Source organism: Janthinobacterium sp. GW823-FHT03B06, assembly GCF_058796955.1.
Map to the genome: position 1 here is coordinate 284,726 of NZ_JBXAJE010000004.1, position 20,215 is coordinate 304,940.

18 protein-coding genes are annotated in these 20,215 nt (G+C 62.0%); 4 read left to right on the plus strand and 14 right to left on the minus strand.

Translation table 11 applies throughout. The features are described 5' to 3' along the window. Positions 1–36 precede the first annotated feature (36 nt). Positions 37–1,197 (plus strand): DUF5009 domain-containing protein, encoded by a 1,161-nt coding sequence (locus AC1RBA_RS15980; RefSeq protein ID WP_492419041.1) that lies wholly within the window; start codon positions 37–39, stop codon positions 1,195–1,197. On the opposite strand, the gene AC1RBA_RS15985 is transcribed toward AC1RBA_RS15980, so the two are convergent. The 3 genes from AC1RBA_RS15985 to AC1RBA_RS15995 form a co-directional block, all read right to left on the minus strand. Continuing rightward, complete coding sequence (locus AC1RBA_RS15985) at positions 1,194–2,315, minus strand: acyltransferase family protein (RefSeq protein WP_492419043.1); 1,122 nt, start codon at positions 2,313–2,315, stop codon at positions 1,194–1,196. The two genes, AC1RBA_RS15980 and AC1RBA_RS15985, sit on opposite strands and share 4 nt — an antisense overlap. A gap of 64 nt (positions 2,316–2,379) precedes the next feature. Further along, positions 2,380–5,079: a TonB-dependent receptor gene (locus AC1RBA_RS15990; protein WP_492419045.1), complete on the minus strand. Its 2,700-nt coding sequence runs from the start codon at positions 5,077–5,079 to the stop codon at positions 2,380–2,382. Between the two features lie 202 nt (positions 5,080–5,281). Then, on the minus strand, positions 5,282–7,966 hold the full coding sequence (locus tag AC1RBA_RS15995; protein ID WP_475414310.1) for a TonB-dependent receptor: 2,685 nt from the start codon (positions 7,964–7,966) through the stop codon (positions 5,282–5,284). Positions 7,967–8,353: 387 nt separating this feature from the next. On the opposite strand from AC1RBA_RS15995, the gene AC1RBA_RS16000 reads away from it, so the two are divergent. Next, positions 8,354–9,094, plus strand: a complete 741-nt coding sequence (locus AC1RBA_RS16000) for a GntR family transcriptional regulator (RefSeq protein WP_070221847.1) — start codon at positions 8,354–8,356, stop codon at positions 9,092–9,094. A gap of 193 nt (positions 9,095–9,287) precedes the next feature. On the opposite strand, the gene AC1RBA_RS16005 is transcribed toward AC1RBA_RS16000, so the two are convergent. The 10 genes from AC1RBA_RS16005 to rpsP all read right to left on the minus strand — a co-directional run bounded on the left by AC1RBA_RS16005 (position 9,288) and on the right by rpsP (position 16,667). Continuing rightward, complete coding sequence (locus AC1RBA_RS16005) at positions 9,288–10,751, minus strand: nitrilase-related carbon-nitrogen hydrolase (protein WP_492419047.1); 1,464 nt, start codon at positions 10,749–10,751, stop codon at positions 9,288–9,290. Next, a complete protein-coding gene (locus tag AC1RBA_RS16010; protein ID WP_492419049.1) occupies positions 10,748–11,566 on the minus strand; it encodes an AraC family transcriptional regulator in 819 nt (272 codons plus the stop codon). The genes AC1RBA_RS16005 and AC1RBA_RS16010 overlap by 4 nt, the downstream gene beginning before the upstream one ends. A gap of 78 nt (positions 11,567–11,644) precedes the next feature. Beyond that, positions 11,645–12,094 (minus strand): CBS domain-containing protein, encoded by a 450-nt coding sequence (locus AC1RBA_RS16015; RefSeq protein WP_070221849.1) that lies wholly within the window; start codon positions 12,092–12,094, stop codon positions 11,645–11,647. A gap of 82 nt (positions 12,095–12,176) precedes the next feature. Next, positions 12,177–12,512 (minus strand): DUF3579 domain-containing protein, encoded by a 336-nt coding sequence (locus AC1RBA_RS16020; protein WP_070221850.1) that lies wholly within the window; start codon positions 12,510–12,512, stop codon positions 12,177–12,179. Between the two features lie 223 nt (positions 12,513–12,735). Then, on the minus strand, positions 12,736–13,695 hold the full coding sequence (locus tag AC1RBA_RS16025; RefSeq protein WP_070221851.1) for a CobD/CbiB family protein: 960 nt from the start codon (positions 13,693–13,695) through the stop codon (positions 12,736–12,738). A 97-nt stretch (positions 13,696–13,792) separates the two neighbouring features. Beyond that, on the minus strand, positions 13,793–14,452 hold the full coding sequence (locus AC1RBA_RS16030; protein ID WP_070221852.1) for a CoA pyrophosphatase: 660 nt from the start codon (positions 14,450–14,452) through the stop codon (positions 13,793–13,795). 80 nt (positions 14,453–14,532) lie between these two features. Further along, positions 14,533–14,916 carry a 50S ribosomal protein L19 gene (rplS, locus tag AC1RBA_RS16035; protein ID WP_010395528.1) on the minus strand — a complete coding sequence of 128 codons (384 nt, stop codon included), beginning with the start codon at positions 14,914–14,916 and terminating at the stop codon, positions 14,533–14,535. 131 nt (positions 14,917–15,047) lie between these two features. Continuing rightward, a complete protein-coding gene (gene trmD / locus AC1RBA_RS16040; RefSeq protein WP_492419051.1) occupies positions 15,048–15,794 on the minus strand; it encodes a tRNA (guanosine(37)-N1)-methyltransferase TrmD in 747 nt (248 codons plus the stop codon). Between the two features lie 50 nt (positions 15,795–15,844). Next, positions 15,845–16,402: a ribosome maturation factor RimM gene (gene rimM / locus AC1RBA_RS16045; protein ID WP_070221854.1), complete on the minus strand. Its 558-nt coding sequence runs from the start codon at positions 16,400–16,402 to the stop codon at positions 15,845–15,847. A 13-nt stretch (positions 16,403–16,415) separates the two neighbouring features. Next, positions 16,416–16,667: a 30S ribosomal protein S16 gene (gene rpsP, locus AC1RBA_RS16050; protein WP_010395524.1), complete on the minus strand. Its 252-nt coding sequence runs from the start codon at positions 16,665–16,667 to the stop codon at positions 16,416–16,418. Positions 16,668–16,944: 277 nt separating this feature from the next. Between rpsP and AC1RBA_RS16055 the strand changes: the two genes are divergently transcribed. Continuing rightward, entirely contained in the window at positions 16,945–17,379 is a 435-nt protein-coding gene (locus AC1RBA_RS16055) for an NINE protein (protein ID WP_070313683.1), read from the plus strand. A gap of 134 nt (positions 17,380–17,513) precedes the next feature. Next, the gene (locus AC1RBA_RS16060) at positions 17,514–18,140 is read left to right on the plus strand and encodes a glycine zipper 2TM domain-containing protein (protein WP_070221856.1); all 627 of its coding nucleotides are present in this window, start codon (positions 17,514–17,516) and stop codon (positions 18,138–18,140) included. A 234-nt stretch (positions 18,141–18,374) separates the two neighbouring features. Here the strand turns inward: AC1RBA_RS16060 and AC1RBA_RS16065 are convergent, their stop codons facing one another. Beyond that, positions 18,375–20,165: an acyl-CoA dehydrogenase gene (locus AC1RBA_RS16065; RefSeq protein ID WP_492419053.1), complete on the minus strand. Its 1,791-nt coding sequence runs from the start codon at positions 20,163–20,165 to the stop codon at positions 18,375–18,377. Positions 20,166–20,215: the final 50 nt, after the last annotated feature.

A 20,215-nucleotide genomic window follows, 5' to 3' on the forward strand; every position in this document is an offset into this window, starting at 1 on the left:
GCCACCGCCCCCGCAGCTGTACCTGCACCTGAACGATTGACCAGCCTGGATGCGTTCCGCGGCTGCGTGATCGTCGTCATGATCTGGGTCAACTATCTGGCCGGCATGCCCGGCATCGCCTGGTGGCTCGAGCATGCGGGACCCCGCGCCGACGGCATCACCCTGCCCGACCTGGTCTTTCCCGGCTTCCTGTTCATGGTCGGCATGGCCATACCGCTGGCCTTGCAGCGCCATTGCGGCCACGTCACGCCCGCCCTGCTGGGACGCCTGCTGTGGCGCTCCGCCAGCCTGATGCTGGCCGGCGTGGTGCTGGCGAATGCCTACCGCTACGATGCGCAGGCGGCGCCGCTGCCGCACGCCGTCTACTTCCTGCTGTTTTACGTGGCCATGATCCTGCTGTGGCGCCAGGGCGCGGGCAAGCTGGAACTGGCCGTGGGCGGCGCGCTGATGCTGTTCCTGCTGGCGACGTTCCGCGGAGAGCTGAACAGCGAATTTTTCAGCACCTGGCTGCAGCCGTCCTGGTGGGGCATCCTTGGCATGATAGGCTGGTCCTACCTGCTGTGCAGCCTGCTGTACCTGGCGTGCCGGGGCAGCGGCACGGCCCTGATGGGCATGTTCGCCCTGCTGCTCATGCTGTACATGGGCGGCATGGCGGGCAGCCTCGATTTCCTGCCGGCAGGCGTCAACGCCTTCGTCAACGTGCCGCAGGTGCTCGGCTCGACGGCCGCCAATGTACTGGCCGGCACCCTGGTGGGCCAGCTGTTCCTGCGCGGCGCCGCCCTGCGCCATGGGCAGCGCATCCGCTTCATGGCGTGGTTCGCGCTGGGACTGTTCGCTGCCGGCCTGCTGCTGCGGCCGTATCACCACATCAACAAGATCGCGGCGACGGAATCCTACACGCTCGTGTGCAGCGCCCTCATCCTGGCCTTGTTCCTCGTGTTTTATATCGTCATCGACGTGTGGCGCTGGCGCGCCTGGGCCGTGGTGCTCGTGCCGGCCGGCACCAATGCCCTGTTCGCCTACATCGTGCCCGACCTGTGGCAGCAGCTAGCGGCCGTGCTGCACCTGCCGTCTTTCTGGTGGCCGTATTGGGCAACGGGCGGCGCGGCCGGCCTTTGGAATGCCGCCGCCGTCACCGCCCTGATGCTGTTCTTCACTGCCCTGGCCACGCGTTACGGGCTGAAATTGAAATTTTAGACCTTGATGTAGATCTTGCGCTTGTCCATGGCGTAGGCAATCAGCCAGCACAGCAGCATGAAGCTGACGGCAAACAGCAGCGAGCCCACGCGCGCCGGCGCCCAGCCCGTAAACCAGTGCTGGTACAGCCACTGGTACAGGTTGCCGCCGCCGATGCGCACGGTAAACGCGATGATCACCAGCACTTCCGACACCAGGTAGATGAACAGGGTGTTCTTGCCGAAGACCTCAAAAAAATACGTCCAGCCCGTGATCTTGCGCACGTCAATGATGAACATCAGCAGCGCCAGCAGCAGCAAGTCCAGGCCGATACCGAGCATCACATAGGAGCTGCTCCACAGCTTCTTATTGATCGGAAACACTTCATTCCAGCACAGGGCCACGGCCACGCACATGGCGCCGGCCACGGCCAGCCGAACCAGGCTGGAACGCCATTGCGTCGGCGCCGCCTGGCGCACGCAGCTCCCCGCCAGGTAGCCGGCAATCACATTGACGATGGACGGCAAGGTGCCGAGGATACCTTCCGGGTCGAAGGCGATGCCTTCGCCGTGGTACAAATGGCTGTCGCCCAGCAGGAACAGGTCGAGCTTGGCCGGCGCATTGCCGTGCAGGCTGTAGTCGCCAAAACAGGCCAGGATGGCCCAGTAGCCGAGCAAGGCGCAGGCGCTGAAGACGAGCGCGCCGCGCGTCTTCCCGTAATGGAGGATCAGGGCGGCGGCCAGATAGCACACGGCGATACGCTGCAGCACACCGGGAATACGCGTGTGCGACAACGGCGACCAGGCGAACTGGCCCGCGTCGTCGATCTTGAAGAAGGGAAACCAGTACAGCAAAAAGCCCAATAGAAAGATCAGCGCGCTGCGCTTGCACAGCCGAGCCAGCACGGCGCCGTGTCCCAGGTGTTCATACTTGCCCAGCGCAAACGCCAACGCATTGCCGACGACAAACAAAAAGCTGGGAAAGACCAGGTCCGTGAGGGTAAATCCATGCCATTCGGCATGCAGGAATGGCGCATACACGGCGCCCCAGTCGCCAGGGGTATTGACGACGATCATCAGGGCGACGGTCAGGCCGCGCAGGACGTCGAGGGCGAGGTAGCGTTGAGAAGCAATAGTCATGGTCAAACAATTCAAAAAGATAAAAACCAGCTTCCCGCTTGTGGCGGAAAGCCGGTAAAAAAAACTACAACTTGGCGCGCAGGCCAAAGTAAAACTGGCGGCCATTCGAATACAGGGCCGTCGGCTGGTCCTGGTTGGCGCCGTAATACTTGAGCACCGGATTGTTCAGGTTCAGCACATCGAAGGTCAGCGAATAGCGCTCGTCGATCTTGTAGTTGAGCGATGCGGCCAGGTTGCCCACGCCATGCACATACTGGGGCGAGCTGCTGAACAGGCCGGCCAGGAAGCTGGAGCGGTAGGTATAGGCCAGGCGCGCGCTCAGCCGCTCGTCCTCGTAATAGCCTTCCAGGTTGTAGGTGCCGCGCGAGCTGCCGACCACGGCGGCGCCATCGTCGGCCTTGCCATTCGTATAGGTGTAATTGCCCACCACGCCGAAACCGCCCCACAAGCCCTGCTGGTAACTGAGCTCCACACCCTTGTTCTTGGCGCCGATATTCGTCGGCGACTGGATCACATAGGTGTTGAATTTCTTGAAGGTATTATTGTAGTAGCTCACGGGCGCCGTACCAAACGTCACGTACGATTTCATATCCATGTAGAAAGCCCCCACGGACAGCATGGCTTTCGGCGCGAAGTACCATTCCAGGGTGGCGTCGTAGTTGGTCGAGCGTATCGGTTTCAAATCCGGATTGCCGCCCGTTCCCGTCAGCAACTGGTCGTTCAGGTTGACGGCGCCCACCAGGGCGCTGTAGTCGGCGCGCGCCATGGTTTTCGCCACCGCCGCGCGGGCCACCAGGTCCTTGCTCAGGTCAAACTTGATGTTCGCGCTCGGCAGCACATCCGTGTAGCTGTGCTTGACGACGGTGGGCGTGTAGGTGCCGAAAATGTTTTCCTGGCCGATCGGGTTCTCGCCGCCCGGCACGTTCGTCACCGTCGTCTGCTGCGTGCGTACCACGCGTACGCCCACGTTGCCGCGCCACTTGTTGCCTGCCAGGTTGGCCATGATGTAGGCCGCGCTATCCTTTTCCTTCACGTCCAGTTCAGCCGGCCAGTTGCGCGAATTCGGGCCGCCCGTATTGTCATACTTGTTGGCCCACACCACCAGGTCGGCCGGATCGAGCTGCCAGTAGCGTCCCTGCGCATTGCCGCCCAGGCCCTTGCCATAGTCGCCCGGGTAGGTGCCGCCATTCCATGTCGGCAAGGGCGCATTCGTCGTGCCGTCGCACACGGCGCAGCTGCGGTTTTCCGGCCATGACACATTGCGGTGGTGTTCCGCGTAGCGCGCGCCGAACTTCAGCGATTCCAGCACGCCGTAATCCATGCTCAGCTCGCCATCGGCCTGGCCGTATTTTTCCGTGTCCAGGGTTTCCACATGCGAACCCCAGGCCGATGCCGTTACCGCATTCGATAACTTTGAAACATCGAGACCGGGGAAATTCAGCCTGGCCGGCGACAGGCCGTTCAGCTGGTACGACACGCCCACACCGGTCAAGCCCGCCTCATAGCCGAGGTCGACGGGTGTTTCGCCTATGCCGCGCGTGTAGCCGAGGCTGCCCGTGATGCGCAGGCGCTCGCTGGCGCGGTAGCTGCCGTTGAAGTCCACATACGCGGTCGACGAATTCGAGCCAGGGCGGTAGATTTGGTCCACCAGGGCCGGATACAGCTGACCGTTGTACGGCGTGGTGGCATTCGCGGCAGGAAATTGCGACGCGGGAAAATCGGCTGCCACCAGGGTGTTGTTCTTGACCGTAAACGCGCTGGGAATCACGCCCACATGCTTGCCGTCATTATCGACGGCATTCAGATTGGCGCCCGGCTGGTTATAAAAGCTGCGGTTGTAATTGGCCGCGTCCAGCTTGGAATAGAAGCCATTGACGTCCAGCATCAAATCAGACGTCGGCTTGAATTGCAGGTCGAGGCTGCCCCCCTGGCGCTTGCGTACCTGTTCGAACAGGGCCGAGTTGATGCCCAGCGGTGCCAGCACACCGGCAAGTTCCGGATATTTCTGCGCGGCAGGGCTGTCGGCGTCGATGGCGCCATACCCGAAGAATTCCTGCCCGTCACGGCGTTCGTGGCGCTTCTCGGAAAACACCTGGAACAGCACGCCCATAGTCTTCGCTTCGTTCTTCCAGTTAAACAGGGCGTTCATCTGAGGGTCGGTCTTGCCCGGCAAGTCCGCATAGATGGCTTGCACGGCCAATTCCGCCGTGAACGGCTGCTTGAAACTGAGGGGCTTGCGCGTCTCGATATTGATGGAGCCGGCCACGCCGCCTTCCACCAGGTCCGCCTGCGCGCTCTTTTGCACGGTGACGCGGCTGACAATTTCCGACGGCAGCAAGGCAAAGCTGACGCTGCGCCCCACAGTGCCCACCTGGTCGGTGACGAACCAGTCGCCCGTACCCACGGCGTGGCCGTTGATCAGGGTTTGCGTCAGGCTGGGACTGGTGCCGCGGATGCTGACCCGGTCATTTTCCGAGAAGCCGCCCTCACCGCCGGCCGACGAGGAAATGTTGACGCCAGGCACACGCTGCACGGCGTCAGCCACGTTCTTGTCGGGCAACTTGCCGATGTCTTCCGCGCTGACGACGTCGATCACGGAATCGCTGTTGCGCTTCTGGCTCAGCGATTGCTCCAGCGAGGCGCGGATGCCGGTCACGACCACTTCCTGCATGGGGGCTTGCTGCGCCTGGGCAGACATGCTCATGGATAGCAAGGCTGCGGCGGCGGCGATGGGATGTAATACGGGATGCAAACGGCTGTTCATAGACTCCTCGTTATGGATGCCCGCCGCGCTGGCGGGACGGTTTTATGGATGAGTACAGACGGCAAACGACGGGGTGCAGCAGAAAGCGACAAAGATCAGCGGGAGCGCCGAAAAAAAAGGCAAGCCCCTGAAACAGGAACTTGCCTTGAAAGACCGAGGAAGACCGGGCCTGACGCGGGTGCATCAGGCCAGATCGTCTTGTTTACAGCTTGGCGCGCAGGCCCAGGTAGAAGGTACGGCCGTTGCTATAGAAAGCGCGTGGCTGATCCTTGTTTTCCGCGTACATCTTGATGGTCGTGTTCGTCAAGTTAAGCGCATCGAACGTGATCGTGAAGTGTTCGTTGATCTTGTAGTTGAGCGAACCGGCCAGGCCGCCGGCGCCGGCAACGTGCTGGCTGGCGCCACGGTCCACGCCCGCTTTGTAAGCCGAACGGTAGTTGTAGGCCAGGCGTGCGCTGAGGGCGTTGGCTTCGTAGAAGGCCGTCAGGTTGTACGTGCTGCGCGATGCGTTGACCAGTTCGTCACCGTTGTCCAGCTTGCCATCGGCATAGGTGTAGTTGGCCAAAATGCCGAAGTCGCCGAACAGCGGTTGCTGATAGCTGAACTCCGCGCCCTTGTTCTTGCCGCTGGTATTGAATGGCGACGTGATCTGGTACACGGCGTTGGCATTGCGCTTGCTGTTGAAGTAGGTAGCGTTGACGGTACCGTTCGACACGACCGATTTCAGGTCCATGTAGAACAAGCCCACCGAGAAGGCCGACTTCGGTGCGAAATACCATTCGGCGCTGACTTCGGCGTTATCCGACTTCACCGGATTGAGGTTGACGTTGCCGCCGCTGCCGCTCAATGCATCGTCGTTCAGCGATACCGAACCACCAAGCGCGCTGTAGTCGGGACGGGCGATGGTGCGGGCCACGGCGGCGCGCACCACCAGGTCGTTGCGCACATCGAACTTGATGTTGGCGCTAGGCAAGAAATCGTTATAGCTGCGCTCATACAGATGCTGCGAGTACGCACCCCAGTCGGAACCGGTGATCGGGCCGCCGGCCTGGTTCACCAGGGTCGACTGCTTGGTGTGAACGGCGCGCAGACCGAAGTTGCCGCTCCAGTTGTCGCCCGTCAGGTTGGCCATGGCATAGATAGCCGAGGTTTTTTCCTTCAGCTTGAATTCGTCGGTCCAGTTATGGCGACGCACGTAGTCGAACAGGCGGTTGCCCGGTGCCGCGCCCCAAGCGCCCAGTGCCGAACCGTCGTACTTGAAGTAGTTGCTCGACAGGTTGCCGCCCAGGTTGTTGGCGAAGTCGCTCGGGTACATCGTGCCATTCCACACGGGGCCAGGATTGGAGAAGCCCAGGTCGCCCGGACGGGTTTCGAACGGATGCTCCGCATCGCGCTTGTGATCGGTCAAGCGGCCGCCGAACTTGACGGAATCCCAGATACCCGAAGACAGGCGCAGCTCCGCGTCGATCTGAGCATATTTTTCCTGGTCCACGGAACGCGATTCGCCGCCGCCGGCCCATGCCGTCGAGCCTGGCTTGGTGGTGGTGCCGCCGGGATAGGAAACACTGGCCGGGCTCATGCCGTTCAATTGATACACCATGCCGCCATCGACGTTGTTCTGGTAGTACACATCGTCGCGGTCATAGCCGACGCCATGGGTCTTGCCCAGCTTGCCAGTCAGAGTCAGGTCCTTGGTGGCGCGGTATTTGAAGTTGAAATCGAGGTAGTACGACTCGCCGCCAGCATCAGGACGGTAGATATTGTCGACTTCGCCAGAGTTTTTTGCGAAGGTGGCGCCTGTCAGTGTGCCATTCTTGACCGTGTAGTTGGTCGGCACCTGACCGGTCGAGACACCTTTATCGTTGGTACTGTTCACCGAGTTGGCCGGTGCAGCCAGCCAGTTGGTGTTTTGATGCGGTGCCTTCAGCTGCGAATAGAAGCCGTTTACGTCCAGTGTCAGGTCCTTGCTGGGCTTGAATTCGATGTCGAATGCGCCACCTTCGCGGGTTTTCTTTTGCTCGAACAGGCTGGCGCCGATAAAGGTCGGCACTTTTACGCCGGCCAGTTCAGGATGGGCCAAGGCCGCATTGCTGGTAGCGGAGATCGGCGTATAGCCGAGGATTTCCTGGCCATCGCGGCGCACCGTCGACTTTTGCGAGAAACCCTGCACCATGATGCCCAGGGTATTCGTGTCATTCTTCCAGTTTACCAGGCCGGAGAACTGCGGGTCCGTCTTGCCGGCCAGGTCATTATGGAAAGCCTGGATCGAGCCTTCGGCCGTGATCTGGTTCTTGAATTCCAGCGGACGACGGGTGATCACGTCGATCACGCCCGAGACGCCGCCTTCAGGCAGGTCGGCGGTGGCGCTCTTGTGCACGACAACGGAGCTCACCAACTCCGATGGCAGCAAAGAGAAGCTGCTGCTACGGCCCACGTTGCCGCCAAATTGATTCAAGACAAACCAGTCGCCCGTGCTGATGGCATGGCCGTTGAACAGGGTTTGCTGGAAGCTGGGGCTGGTGCCGCGCAGGCTGACGCGGTCGTTTTCGCCGAAGCCGCCTTCGCCACCGGCAGACGATTGGGTATTCACACCTGGCAGGCGCTGGATCGCGTCAGCCACGTTACGGTCCGGCATCTTGCCGATATCTTCGGCGGTCACCACTTCCACCACGGAATCCGCATTACGTTTTTGCTTCAGCGATTTTTCCAGCGAGGCACGCACGCCGGTCACCGTCACCACGGTGGCCACGTCTTCGGCGGGCGCTTCCTGCGCCTGCGCCGAAAAGGACAGACCGGCGACCATCACGGCAACGGCCGCAGCGATCGGCGTACGGCTACGCGAACCGGATTTCACGACGGCAGCTGCAGGTGTCAAATTGCGTTTCATGTACTCCCCCTTGATTTAGGCTCCAGGATTGGAACCTTTTCATTTTTAACGTAGGTCTTCTTTCCAGCCCGCCTACTCTTGCGGCATGCTGCAGACCCTTCGGCACAACCACTTACAAAACCAATTCAACGCCAATATACTACTATCCAATACCAGAACACTACCAGTTGCGACTTTTTTTTTATAACGTTGTTTGAATCACACAGACCACTTCAGCGAAATCAATTTGTAGCCCGTATGAGCGGGGTAAATACCAGCAAGGGCAGGCATAAATTGCCGCCCTGATAATTCAAATTGGTTTTATAACGGTCTTTTTTGGTATTATCCAGCGACATAAAACAGATACAGAGCGCGTCTGCAACGCGCCGTAACGGAGACCTTCAGCGTATGACAACCCTGGCTCACATCATGCAAGGCCTGGGGCAGACGAGTAGCCTGCCCCTGTACCAGCAACTGCAGCGCGCGCTGCGCGAAGCGATCGACAAGCGCATCCTCGGCCCCGACGAAGCCCTGCCGGCCGAGCGCCAGCTGGCCAGCGACCTGGCCGTCTCGCGCATCACTGTGCGCAAGGCCATCGATGGCCTCGTCAACGAAGGCTTGCTGGTGCGCCGCCCCGGCTCGGGCAATTTCATCAATACGCGCATCGAAAAAAACTTCGCCAAACTGACCTCTTTTTCCGAGGACATGCGGGCGCGCGGACGCACGCCGCGCAGCGTGTGGCTCAAGCGCGCAGAGGGCACCGTGACGCCGGAAGAGGCCTTGCGCCTGCGGCTGTCGCCGGGCGCGCCCGTGTACCGCTTCCACCGCATCCGCTATGCGGACGAAATACCGATGTGCCTGGAATACGCGACCATCGTCGCCAGTTGCCTGCCGGCGCTCGACGCCGTCGACGTGTCGATGTACGACGCGCTGGAACAGGCGGGCAACCGGCCCGTGCGCGCCCTGCAGCGCCTCAGCGCGCTGTTGCTGACGGGCGAGCAGGCCAGCCTGCTGCAGGCGGAGGAAGGCGACGCGGGCTTGTCGGTGGAAAGGCTGGGCTTTTTGCGCGATGGCCGCGCCGTGGAGTTTTGCCGCTCCTACTTCCGCGGCGATATGTATGACTTCGTGGCTGAATTAAGTACCAATTAATACCAATCGCCGCATTTCACGAATACCAGATAACACCATTTATTGCAGTGCAATATATATGCCGCCATCACGCCTATTATATGCACGGCCATGGCGAATGAATCGGCGGCGATTATGTAACCTGCGTACGGAGAATATAAAAAGGGCTGCGCAATGCGTTTTTGCGCATTGCAGCAAAATCTGACTTTTCCCATCAGGAAGAAGGCATGGCACGGCGTCCCGCGCACAGCAACATCACGCCCAGCGCCACGCAGAGCCAGCCGAACAGCGGCCCCAGCCATCCAGCCCAGGTGGCGACGGACGGGTGCGCCGGCAGCGGCGCCAGCAAGGTGCTGCCCGGCATGGCGCTGCTGGCCCGTTCCGCCAGCACGCGGCCATACGCGTCGCTGACCGTCAGTACCCCCTCGCGCGCCGCGCGCAGCACGGCATAACCGTTTTCCACGCCGCGCACCACCGTCATGCGCGCGCCCATCCAGCCGTCCAGCTGAAAATCCCAGGCCGGCACCAGCATCGCCTGCACCCCGGCCGCGCCATACGCCTGCCCCAGGGGCGCGAAATGCATGTCCTTGCAGATGGCCAGGCCCATGGCTTGCCCCGCCACCGGCTGCACGGCATACGCGCTGCCGGCAAGAAACTCGCGTTCGGGCGGCGCCAGATGATGTTTTTGATAGCTGACGGGCGCGGCGCCATCGGCAGCAAACAGCCAGGCCAGGTTGCGCCGGCCGGCAGCATCCTGCACGCCGATGCCCAGGGTAATCCACGCACCCGTCCCGCGCGCCAGCGCCTGGAAACGCTGCCGCACGGCATCCGCCTGCGCGGGCGCCAGCACGGCTATCTTTTCCGGCAACAGCACCAGCCTGGCGCCCTGCCCGGCCAGTTGCACCACGTGGCGCGCGTACTGGTCCCAGACGGCTTGCGCGCGTGCCGGCGGCGTGGCCGGGCCGATGAAGTCGTCGATGGCCACCAGTCCCGCCAGTGGCCCGCTTGCTGCCGGTGCGCCCTGCACGCGCCAGGCGCCACCGGCGAACGTGGCCGCCAGCAGCAACAACGTCGCCCCCGCCGCTGGTGCATACGCACGTCCGCCGGCCAGCAGCAAGGCCAGCGCGGACGGCGCCAGGCACAGCAGAAACAGCAGGCCAGGCACGCCGGCCAGGGCCGCTACCTGCAATATGGCAACATTGTCCGCTTGCGAATACGCAAGGCTGCCCCAGTTACCATCGGGCAGCAAGGCCGCCATCAGGGTATCGATAGCCACCCACAGCACGGGGTACGCCAGCACCGTCCACGACGCCCGGTAACGCAGCACGAGGCGCCGCGTGGCCAGCACTACCAGCAGCCACAGCAGTGCCTTGACGGTGATCACGGCCAGCACGGCCGGCAAGGGCATGAGCAGGCGAAAATAACTGAAGTTGGATGACAGACCCAGCACGGTGGCCAGGAAGGTCATCCAGGCCGCGTCGCGGCGCGACGCGCGCAGGGCCAGCCACAGCACGGGCAACGGCGCGCACCAGGCCAGCGGGCCCAGCGGCTGCGGTCCCAGCACCCAGTACAGGGGCAGGCCCGCCGCCAGCGCGGCGGCGATTTGCGACAGGCGACGGCGCAGCGCGGTAGTGCCGGCGAACAGGATGGGCGCAGACAAGGTATCGGGCATGCTCATGCTTTCAGGGGAAGCCAGATTTCCACGCCGCCGACGCCGCTGGCGGGATCGAATTGCCGGTCGTAGCGTTCAAAGTCGGGCGCGTCTGCCACTTCCAGCCCGGACTGCGGCAGCCACTCGTTCCACACCGTATGCCAGGTGGCGCGGATGGTGGAAATGTGGCCGCGGTGATGAAACACGGCGTAGCGCTGCGGCGCGATGCGCAGCCGCGCCCAGCCGTCGGGAGCCTGGGAAAAGTCGGCCACCGGCATGGCGCACAGGTAGTCGAAATTGCCCGCGTCGTCATTGTTGCAGCACACGCCATACACGAGCTGGCCGGGCGCCACATGGGGCAGGAAGCGCTGCCACAGGGCGGGGATGCCGGCAGACGATTCCGCGCAATACCGCTCAACGAGGCCCGCCACCAGCAAGGCGGGCCCTTGCTCGAAACGGGGCGGCGCCAAAGGCACGCCCGGCGCCACATCCATTTTGATCGCTTCCACCAGCACCAGGTTGGCGACGTGGCGCTGGGCCCGTACCGTTTCCGGCGTGACATGGAACTGTTCGCGGAAGGCCCGCGTAAAGGCTTCATGGGAACTGTAGCCGGCCTCCAGCGCGACGGCGAGGATGTCTTGCGCGCCCTGGGCCAGCGCGCGCGCCGCCTCGCTGAGCCGGCGCGCCCGCACATAGCGCATCACGGAGTGGCCCGTGGCCAGGCCGAACGCGCGCGTCAAATGACATGGCGAAGCGCCGCCCACGTGGGCGATATCGCCGAGCGAGAGATCGTCCGCATAATGCGATTCGATATACCAGAGTGCCTTGGCCAGATAGTGCATGAACGCTTCCCGTTGAACGAGCAGCGACTGTAGCATTTTCAGCAAGCCGTGACTTGACCGGAATTGCGCAATACGCGCTTACTTTCTGGTGCGCTTTTCGTGGACCAGCTGGCCGCTGCTGATGCGCGCCAGCTCGGCCATTTCCTGGGCCAGGAAGGCCAGCAAGTCGTCGATGCTGACAACGCCGGAAAGCGCGCCCAGGCTGTTGACCACGGGCAGGCGGCGGATGCCGTTGACACGCATGCGTTCGATGATGTCGTAGACGTCTTCGTCTTCGCTGGCGGTGAGCAGCTGCGCGCTCATGATGTCGCCCACCAGCAGGCTGGCGGGGTCGAGACCGAGGGCGATGACGGAAATAACGATATCGCGGTCGGTGAGGATGCCGATGGGGACGCGCTCGCCATTCGGCTGTTCGGCCACGATCAGGTCGCCCACGTGGTGCTGGCGCATCAGCAGCGCAGCGTCTTGCACGCTGGTGTCACGCTGGCAATGGATGGTATGCAGGGTACAGATGTCGCCGATGCGCATGTCGCCGCTCCGTTTGAGGCAGAGTGTCCACGCTACGCCAGCCCCGCCGTGGCGGGTTTGAGGTAAATCAATTGAAACGGTCTTACTTTTCTTCTGGGGGCGGCAAGAAGCAGGCTTCGACGATCTGCAGGTCGTTATCCTTGGCAAATTCGCGCACGAAGTGAAACGCCATCGGCTCGATCTCGCGCAGCTTGGTGTTGACCACCACCGACTTGACGCCGTTGACGACGGTCGGGCGCACGTAGGGCGAATACTGGAGGTGCGCATTGCGCCCGCCGCCGTCGGGATTGAAACAGGACATCACTCCGCAAAGGCGCTCGGCCCAATCGCTGGGTCGGAATTGCTTGCCATTGCTGGTGAGACCAAGGATGAAGAACTCGTCTGAGAGTTCCCCTGTTTTTTGAGATAACTCGGCCATGTGGCTTGTCGGGACTGGATTGCGTGAATGGCCCCGGCGGGTAAGCCGGGCTGGTAGTCAACTACGTTTGCTGCGGTAAGCCAGTATTATATCTTATAGAAGACTTGGGTTCTACCTCGATCTGCCCTGACGATGCAAACAGGGGCCGGCACGCTTGCGCGCCAGCCCCTATTTTAACCTTGTTCCACGCGCAAGGCGCATGGATGGCGCATGTGCGCCCGCGTCAGCCGAGGAAAACGGCGCCCGACATCAACAGCAGCAACAGCATCCACAGCAGCAAGGCGCGCCAGACGAGGCCCACCGTGCTCTGCAAGGCGCGCGCGCCCGGCTCTTCGCCCGGCAGGATATCGCTTTCGCTGTCGCTGTCGTCGACGGCCATGTCGGGCGTGACGAGCACGCGCGCGGCCGTTTCCGCTGGCGTGCCCAGGCGTACGCCCATGGCGCCGCCGCCGGCCGTCAGGATGATGCCGATGGACTCGTCCTGCCAACGCTGGGCGAAATTGCGCCAGGCGTAGATGGCGTCCTCGAAATTGCCGACCACGGCAAACGCCACGGCCGTCAGGCGCACGGGGATCCAGTCGATCCAGTAAAAGGCGCGCGCGGCGAACTGGCCGAACGCTTCATTGCGCATGTGCTCGGGCTCGTTCCAGGCGCGCGCCAGGTATTCGGCCACGCGGTACATCACGGCGCAGGCAGGACCCAGCGGCATGAGGAACCAGAAGAACACGCCAAACACATTGCGGTGCGTGGTGATCAGGGCTTTTTCCACGGCGATGCGGGCGATCTCGCTCGCTTCCATGCCCACCGTGTCGAGCTTGGTCCAGTCGGCCAGCAAGGTGCGCGCGGTCGCTTCGTCGCCGGCGCTCAGGGCCAGCTGGATCGAGGTGAAGTAATGGCTGTAATGACGGAAGCCCAGGGTCAGGTAGACGATGAGGACGTTCCAGGCAAAGGCCAGCAGGGTCAGCTGGTAGTGGAGCAAGATCCAGTACACGCCCGCCGTCGGCACCATCAGCGCGCCGATCATGAGGAACCAGCCCATGCGGCCGTGGCTGGCGTGGCCGGCATTGAACCAGGTCTCCATGCGCATCGCCAGGCTCTTGATTTCGGCGTAGATCGGATTGTCCGCGCGCAAAGGTTTGAGCTGCTCGATCAGCAATGCGCAAAGTATGGAGAGAAATGTCATCAAACGTCCTTTTTGTCTTTTTCAGCAATACCGCAATGCCCGCTACGATAGCGCAGTGCCGTGCTGGAATCAAACTTATTACGTGCGCGGCGCCATTTTACGCGCGCAGCAGGTGAAACAGATTGCGCAGCATGCCGGCCGTGGCGCCCCAAATGTAGAAGCGCTCGTACGGCATGGCGTAGAACGAGCGCCGTCCGCCCGGCAATTCCACCGACAGGCGCTGATGGTTGAGGCCATCCATGAGGAAGGCCAGCGGCACTTCGAAGATTTCCGCCACTTCGGACGGGTCGGCGCGCAGTTCGAACGGCGGCGTTACCAGGCCCACCACGGGCGTGACCTGGTAGCCCGTGCCCGTCAGGTAGTCGGGCAGGCAGCCCAGCACTTCGATGTGCTCGCGCGCCAGGCCCACTTCTTCTTCCGTTTCGCGCAAGGCCGTGGCCACGGGCGAGCCATCGAACGGCTCGCTGCGACCGCCGGGAAAGCTGACCTGGCCCGCATGGCTGCTCAGGTGGTCCGTGCGCATGGTCAGCAAAATGGTCAAGCCCTGCGGCCGCTGCACCAGAGGAATGAGGACGGCGGCGCGCACGGGCACGGCGCGGGCGGAGAGGAAATCCTGGGTGATCTCGGGCTGCCAGTCAGGCTGTTCGGCCAGGCGCTGGCGCAGCCAGTCCGGCGTCAGGCGCACGGCGTCCAGCGCCGCCTCGCCGGCGATCGAATCGATGGCGAGTTGTTTTGGATCAAATGCGATGGTGGCCATGGCAGCTTGTCCCATTAGCAATTCAGAATAAAAAAAGGGGCACCAATACGGTACCCCTTTTCCCAACGCAGACGCTGATATTACGCGCTTGCTTTCGCCACAACGCGGCGGTTTGGCAATTTTTCTTTGATACGCGCCGATTTACCCGAACGCTCACGCAGATAGTACAGCTTGGCGCGGCGAACATCACCACGGCGTTTCACTTCGATCGAAGCGATCAGCGGCGAGTACAGTTGGAACGTACGCTCAACGCCTTCGCCGGACGAGATCTTGCGAACGATGAAGTTCGAGTTCAGGCCACGGTTACGACGGGAGATAACGACGCCTTCGTAAGCCTGGGCGCGCTTGCGCGTACCTTCGACTACGTTGACGCTGACGATAACGGTATCGCCTGGTGCGAATTCAGGAATGGTTTTACCCAGACGAGCAATTTCTTCCTGCTCTAATTGTTGAATCAAGTCCATTTTTATAACTCCGAAAACCATCATGCCGGCGCACTGTGGATAGCAAGTATCCGCCCGGTAGAGGATGGGTAACACAATATGGGCAACATGCCCGGCACTACTGGCCACCCTGCCGGCCGTCCGGAGACGGCTTACAGGCTGGCCAAGAATTTTTCGTCGGTCTTGCTGAGCAAGCCGGCGGCGCGCGCACTGACCAGCAGGTCAGGCCGCTTTGTCGCGGTCGCTTCCAGCATGCGCTGGCGGCGCCACTTGACGATCTCGGCATGATTGCCACCCATCAAGACGGGCGGCACGGCCATGCCTTCGTATGTTTCCGGCCGCGTGTAGTGCGGCGAATCGAGCAAGCCATTGACGAAGCTGTCCTCGATGGCCGATGCCTCCGTGTTCAAGACACCGGGCAACAGGCGGATCACCGCATCCATCAGCGCCATGGCGGGCAATTCACCGCCCGACAGGACGAAGTCGCCGACGCTGATTTCCTCGTCGACGCACCGGTCCAGCAAACGCTGGTCCACGGCTTCATAGCGGCCACACAGGATCACCAGGCCAGGCTCGGCTTTCAGCTGCGTGACGCGCGCGTGTGTCAGCGGACGGCCTTGCGGCGACATGAACACCACGCGGGGCGCCGCCAGTCCCAATTCGGTCTGGCGTTGCCTGGCGGCATTAATTGTCGCTTCGAGGGGACGGGCCATCATCACCATGCCGGGGCCGCCGCCATACGGGCGGTCATCCACGGTACGGTGATTGTCGGTCGTGAAATCACGGGGATTCCACAAGGACAAGCCACATTTCCCCTGCTCGAAGGCGCGCCGGGTCACACCCGACTGCGTCAGCGCGGCAAACATTTCCGGGAACAGGGTCACGACATCAAATTGCATCGCTCACCATCCTGCAACGTTTGCCCGGCGCAAAGTTATGCGCAGGCGGTTTAATAATCGAGGCCCCAGTCGACCGTGATCTTGCTGGCAGCCTTGTCAACGTTAATGACAAACTGGCCAACAAACGGGATCAGGCGCTCAGGCGCCTTTTCAACGGTCTCATCGGCACTGGCGACGGGCGTAACGCGCAAGATCGACTGCGGACCATTGCTCATCATGTCGTGCACTGTGCCGAGGCACTCGCCTTGCAAATTCTCGACTGTCAGTCCGATCAGATCGGACCAATAAAATTCATCGGCCGACAGCGTCGGGAAATGGCTACGCGGAATTTGCACAGACACGCCTTTCAGCGCTTCTGCGGCATCCCGCCCGACCACACCCACCAGCTGGGCCACGACGTCGCCGCCGTGTAACTTCGCTTGCCTGACTTGAACATCATGCAAGGTCGGTTTATCAAACCACCAGGTTTTGACGCTTAATAATGCATCCGCATCGTCGGAGAAAGGAGTGATCCTGACTCCGCCAGCAATGCCATAAGCACCGGAGACATAGCCTACCTGTACCAGGTCATCGGGGACTTTCACCCCGGATGCAGTCTTGACCGTCAAACCAGTGATCTAATTAAGCTGCTGCTTTGTTGTTGCTGGCTACCAGGCGAGCAACGGTTGGCGACAATTGTGCGCCAACGCCTTGCCAGTAGGCCAGACGGTCTGCGGTGATACGCAGTGGAACTTCGCCACCTTGCGCCATCGGGTTGTAAAAACCGATACGCTCAATGAAGCGACCATCGCGGCGATTGCGCGAATCAGTAGCGACGATGTTGAAGAACGGGCGCTTCTTGGCGCCTCCACGAGCTAAACGAATAACGACCATAATATTTCCAAAAAGTGTGCTGAGGCGGAAAAAGCCGCAAATTATAGCGCGCTTTACCGCCAGGCAGCAAGCGTTATGATGACGGGCGTGTAATTTGGGCTAATCAAACATTATGACCAGTCAGGGCCGAAGACGCAATAGGCGTCTGCGTCTATCGTGCCGGCCATGGCTTGAACTCACGCGAAATCATTGCATAAACGCCACAGGAAAGTGCTATCGTTGTGCGAGGCAATGACCGATACTGGCAATCTTTACTGATGAGCAATTCTGGAGTCCCATGACCACCGCTACCATTTTGCAACAGTCGCACAAGAACAAGGCATTCACCACCCTGCTGGCCTTTTTGCTGGGCACGCTGGGCGCACACCGCTTCTACCTGCACGGCGCCAAAGACCGCTGGGGCTGGCTACACCTGGCCGCCCTGCCCGCCAGCGCACTGCTGCATCAGCTGTTTCCCGAGGCGGACTGGTTTTATCAGATATTGCCGCTGACCCTGTCCGCGCTGGGCGGCTTCCTGGAAGCGCTGGTCCTGGGCTTGATGCCGGACGACAAGTGGGACGCCCGCTACAATGCCGCATCAAGCCGCCTGTCGGACACGGGCTGGCCCCTGGCCGTGGTGCTGGTCGCTACCTTGATGCTAGGCGCGGGCGTGCTGATCGCCACCATGGCGCGCCTGTTCGACTTGCTGTACACAGGCGGCGCCTACGGTTAATTTCCGCATGGAAATGACATCTATCCGTCGCCCCGCACGCACATGTAAGTGTTGGTAAGCAATCATGATTTTCCTCTATACTGCATTCACAATGCCGACATTACTGGCTCATTTAACACCCCAAGGAGAAGATCATGATTCGTCGCCCACTCATCCTCGCAGTCGCCGTCACGGCCCTGTTCAGCACATCCGCCTTCGCGCAAAACCTGTCGCCGAAGGCGCAATACGCGTACGACACAAAGCAAGCCAACACGCGCTATGCGGACGACAAGAAATTGTGCGCAGAAGAAAGCAGCTCGAAAGCCCGCATGCAATGCCTGCGCGACGCCAAGGGCGAATACGACCAGGCCATCATCAATGCCAAGGCCGCGCAAAAGGCGGGCAACTCCTACGCCAGCCAGCCCTCCAAGCAGCCGCAGCATCAGATTTGCGCCGATTGCGGCAAGGTGCTGGCAGTCAACGTCACTGAAAAAGCGGGTGAAGGCGGTGCACTGGGCATGATCGGCGGCGGCGTAGCCGGCGCCCTGCTGGGCCGCCAGGTCGGCGGCGGACGCGGCAAGGACCTTGCCACCCTGGCCGGCGCCGCTGGCGGCGCCTACGCGGGCAAGCAAGTCGAAGGCCACATGAAGAACGCCAAGACCTGGACCGTCACCGTGCAATACGAAACGGGCGCCAAAGCTGACTTCGCGTTTGACCAGGACCCTGGCCTGGCCGCTGGCGATTTGGTACGCAATTCCGGCAACGGCATCGCCCGCCGTTAAGAATGCAGAGTAAATCTGGGGTCAGTCCCTGTGGGATCGGAATGCGCGCCATTGGCGCACATTCCCCCGGCGGGTCTGACCCCGGCATTTGTCTTTGTGGTTAAAAAAAGCGCTGGAGAGTGATCTCCAGCGCTTTTTTTGCCTTCTGCGGGCCTTCAGCACACTGCTGGGGTCAGACCCTCAACAATGCCAACGTCAAACTCGGCGTTAGCGGATGAGGGGGTCTGAACCCGGTTAAAACTGCTCTTCCGACAAGGCCATCACGCCGGCGCTGCCGTCGATGATGGTGGCGCGCAAGCCCGGTGCCTGAGACAGGATGTGGTCGGCAAAGAAGCGGGCCGTGGCGATCTTTGCCTTGTAGAACGCCGCGTCGCCGCTGCCCTCTCCCAGCTTTTGCTGCGCCACGATGGCCGCGCGCGCCATTTGCCAGCCGCCCAGCACGATGCCGGCCAGTTTCAGATACGGCACGCTGCCGGCAAACACGGCCTTGATGTCCGTCTTCATGTTTGCCACCACATATTCCACGACCGCTTCCAGCGCGGCGCTGCCTTCGGCAAGGTGGCGCTGCATGGCCTGGAAGTCGGCGCCGGTCAGTTCGCCCAGCTGGGCTTCCGTGGCGCGCACCTGGGCGATGATGGCTTTTGCCACGGCGCCGCCGTCGCGCACCGTCTTGCGGCCCACGAGGTCGTTCGCCTGGATGGCCGTCGTGCCTTCGTAGATCGTCAGGATCTTGGCGTCACGGTAATGCTGGGCGGCGCCCGTCTCTTCGATGAAACCCATGCCGCCGTGCACTTGCACGCCGTCGCGCGTGACGTCCTGCGACATTTCCGTGGCCCAGCCCTTGATGACGGGCACCAGGTATTCGTACGTCGCCAGACTTTCCGCGCGCACGTCGGCGTCCGGATGGTGGTGCGCCACGTCGCTGATGGCCGCGCCCACGTAGGCCAGCGCGCGCGCCGCCTCCGTCTGCGAGCGCATCGACATCAACATGCGGCGCACATCCGGGTGGTGGATGATGGAGACCGGACCGGGCGAGCCGGCCAGGTCGCGCGACTGCACGCGGTCCTTGGCGAACGCCACGGCCTGCTGGTAGGCGCGCTCGGCTAGGCCGATGCCCTGCAGGCCCACGCCGAAGCGGGCCGCGTTCATCATGATGAACATGTATTCGAGACCGCGGTTTTCCTCGCCCACCAGGGTGCCGATGGCGCCGCCGTGGTCGCCGAACTGCAGCACGGCCGTGGGGCTGGCCTTGATGCCCAGTTTGTGCTCGATGGATACGCAGTGCGCGTCGTTGCGCGCGCCGAGGCTGCCGTCCGCATTGACGAGGAATTTTGGCACGATGAACAGCGAAATGCCTTTCACGCCGGCCGGTGCGTCCGGCGTGCGGGCCAGCACCAGGTGGACGATGTTTTCCGCCATGTCGTGCTCGCCGTACGTGATGAAAATCTTCGTGCCGAACACTTTATAGGTGCCATCGTCCTGCGGCACGGCGCGCGTGCGCACGGCGGCCAGGTCGGACCCCGCTTGCGGCTCCGTCAGGTTCATGGTGCCCGTCCACTTGCCGGAGACCAGATTTTCCAGGTAGGTGGCCTTCTGTTCGTCGCTGCCGGCCGTCAGCAGCGCTTCGATGGCGCCGTCCGACAGCAGGGCGACCAGGGCGAACGAGATGCTGGCCGAATTGAGCATTTCGATGCAGGGCGTAGCCAAGAGCTTGGGCAAGCCCTGGCCGCCAAATTCCGTCGGATGCTGCACGCCCTGCCAGCCCGCTTCGCCGTAGGCCTTGAACGCTTCCTTGAAGCCTTTCGAGGTCGTGACCTGGCCGTCGTGCCAGAAGCTCGGTTCCTTGTCGCTGGGGCCGTTCAGGGGGGCCACCACGCCGCCGCAGAACTTGGCGTTTTCTTCCAGCACGGCTTCGGCCGTGTCGGGTGTCGCGTCTTCGCAGCCAGGCAAAGTATGGATTTCGGCCAGGCCAGCCAGTTCGTTCATGACGAACAACATGTCTTTCAGCGGGGCTTGATAGCTCATCTATTTCTCCAAGAAAAAAGCCACGCGCGGCTCGCCGTGTGGGGCGGGCC

Bases quoted from the DNA above. Each gene is read 5' to 3' on its own strand.
- AC1RBA_RS15995 (WP_475414310.1), bottom strand. From the start codon at position 7,966: ATGAAACGCAATTTGACACCTGCAGCTGCCGTCGTGAAATCCGGTTCG.
- AC1RBA_RS16020 (WP_070221850.1), bottom strand. From the start codon at position 12,512: ATGGCCGAGTTATCTCAAAAAACAGGGGAACTCTCAGACGAGTTCTTC.
- rplS (WP_010395528.1), bottom strand. From the start codon at position 14,916: ATGGACTTGATTCAACAATTAGAGCAGGAAGAAATTGCTCGTCTGGGT.
- AC1RBA_RS16065 (WP_492419053.1), bottom strand. From the start codon at position 20,165: ATGAGCTATCAAGCCCCGCTGAAAGACATGTTGTTCGTCATGAACGAA.
- rpsP (WP_010395524.1), bottom strand. From the start codon at position 16,667: ATGGTCGTTATTCGTTTAGCTCGTGGAGGCGCCAAGAAGCGCCCGTTC.
- AC1RBA_RS16000 (WP_070221847.1), top strand. From the start codon at position 8,354: ATGACAACCCTGGCTCACATCATGCAAGGCCTGGGGCAGACGAGTAGC.
- AC1RBA_RS16010 (WP_492419049.1), bottom strand. From the start codon at position 11,566: ATGCACTATCTGGCCAAGGCACTCTGGTATATCGAATCGCATTATGCG.
- AC1RBA_RS16060 (WP_070221856.1), top strand. From the start codon at position 17,514: ATGATTCGTCGCCCACTCATCCTCGCAGTCGCCGTCACGGCCCTGTTC.
- AC1RBA_RS16030 (WP_070221852.1), bottom strand. From the start codon at position 14,452: ATGGCCACCATCGCATTTGATCCAAAACAACTCGCCATCGATTCGATC.
- AC1RBA_RS16005 (WP_492419047.1), bottom strand. From the start codon at position 10,751: ATGAGCATGCCCGATACCTTGTCTGCGCCCATCCTGTTCGCCGGCACT.
- AC1RBA_RS16015 (WP_070221849.1), bottom strand. From the start codon at position 12,094: ATGCGCATCGGCGACATCTGTACCCTGCATACCATCCATTGCCAGCGT.
- AC1RBA_RS16055 (WP_070313683.1), top strand. From the start codon at position 16,945: ATGACCACCGCTACCATTTTGCAACAGTCGCACAAGAACAAGGCATTC.
- AC1RBA_RS16025 (WP_070221851.1), bottom strand. From the start codon at position 13,695: ATGACATTTCTCTCCATACTTTGCGCATTGCTGATCGAGCAGCTCAAA.
- AC1RBA_RS15990 (WP_492419045.1), bottom strand. From the start codon at position 5,079: ATGAACAGCCGTTTGCATCCCGTATTACATCCCATCGCCGCCGCCGCA.
- AC1RBA_RS15985 (WP_492419043.1), bottom strand. From the start codon at position 2,315: ATGACTATTGCTTCTCAACGCTACCTCGCCCTCGACGTCCTGCGCGGC.
- trmD (WP_492419051.1), bottom strand. From the start codon at position 15,794: ATGCAATTTGATGTCGTGACCCTGTTCCCGGAAATGTTTGCCGCGCTG.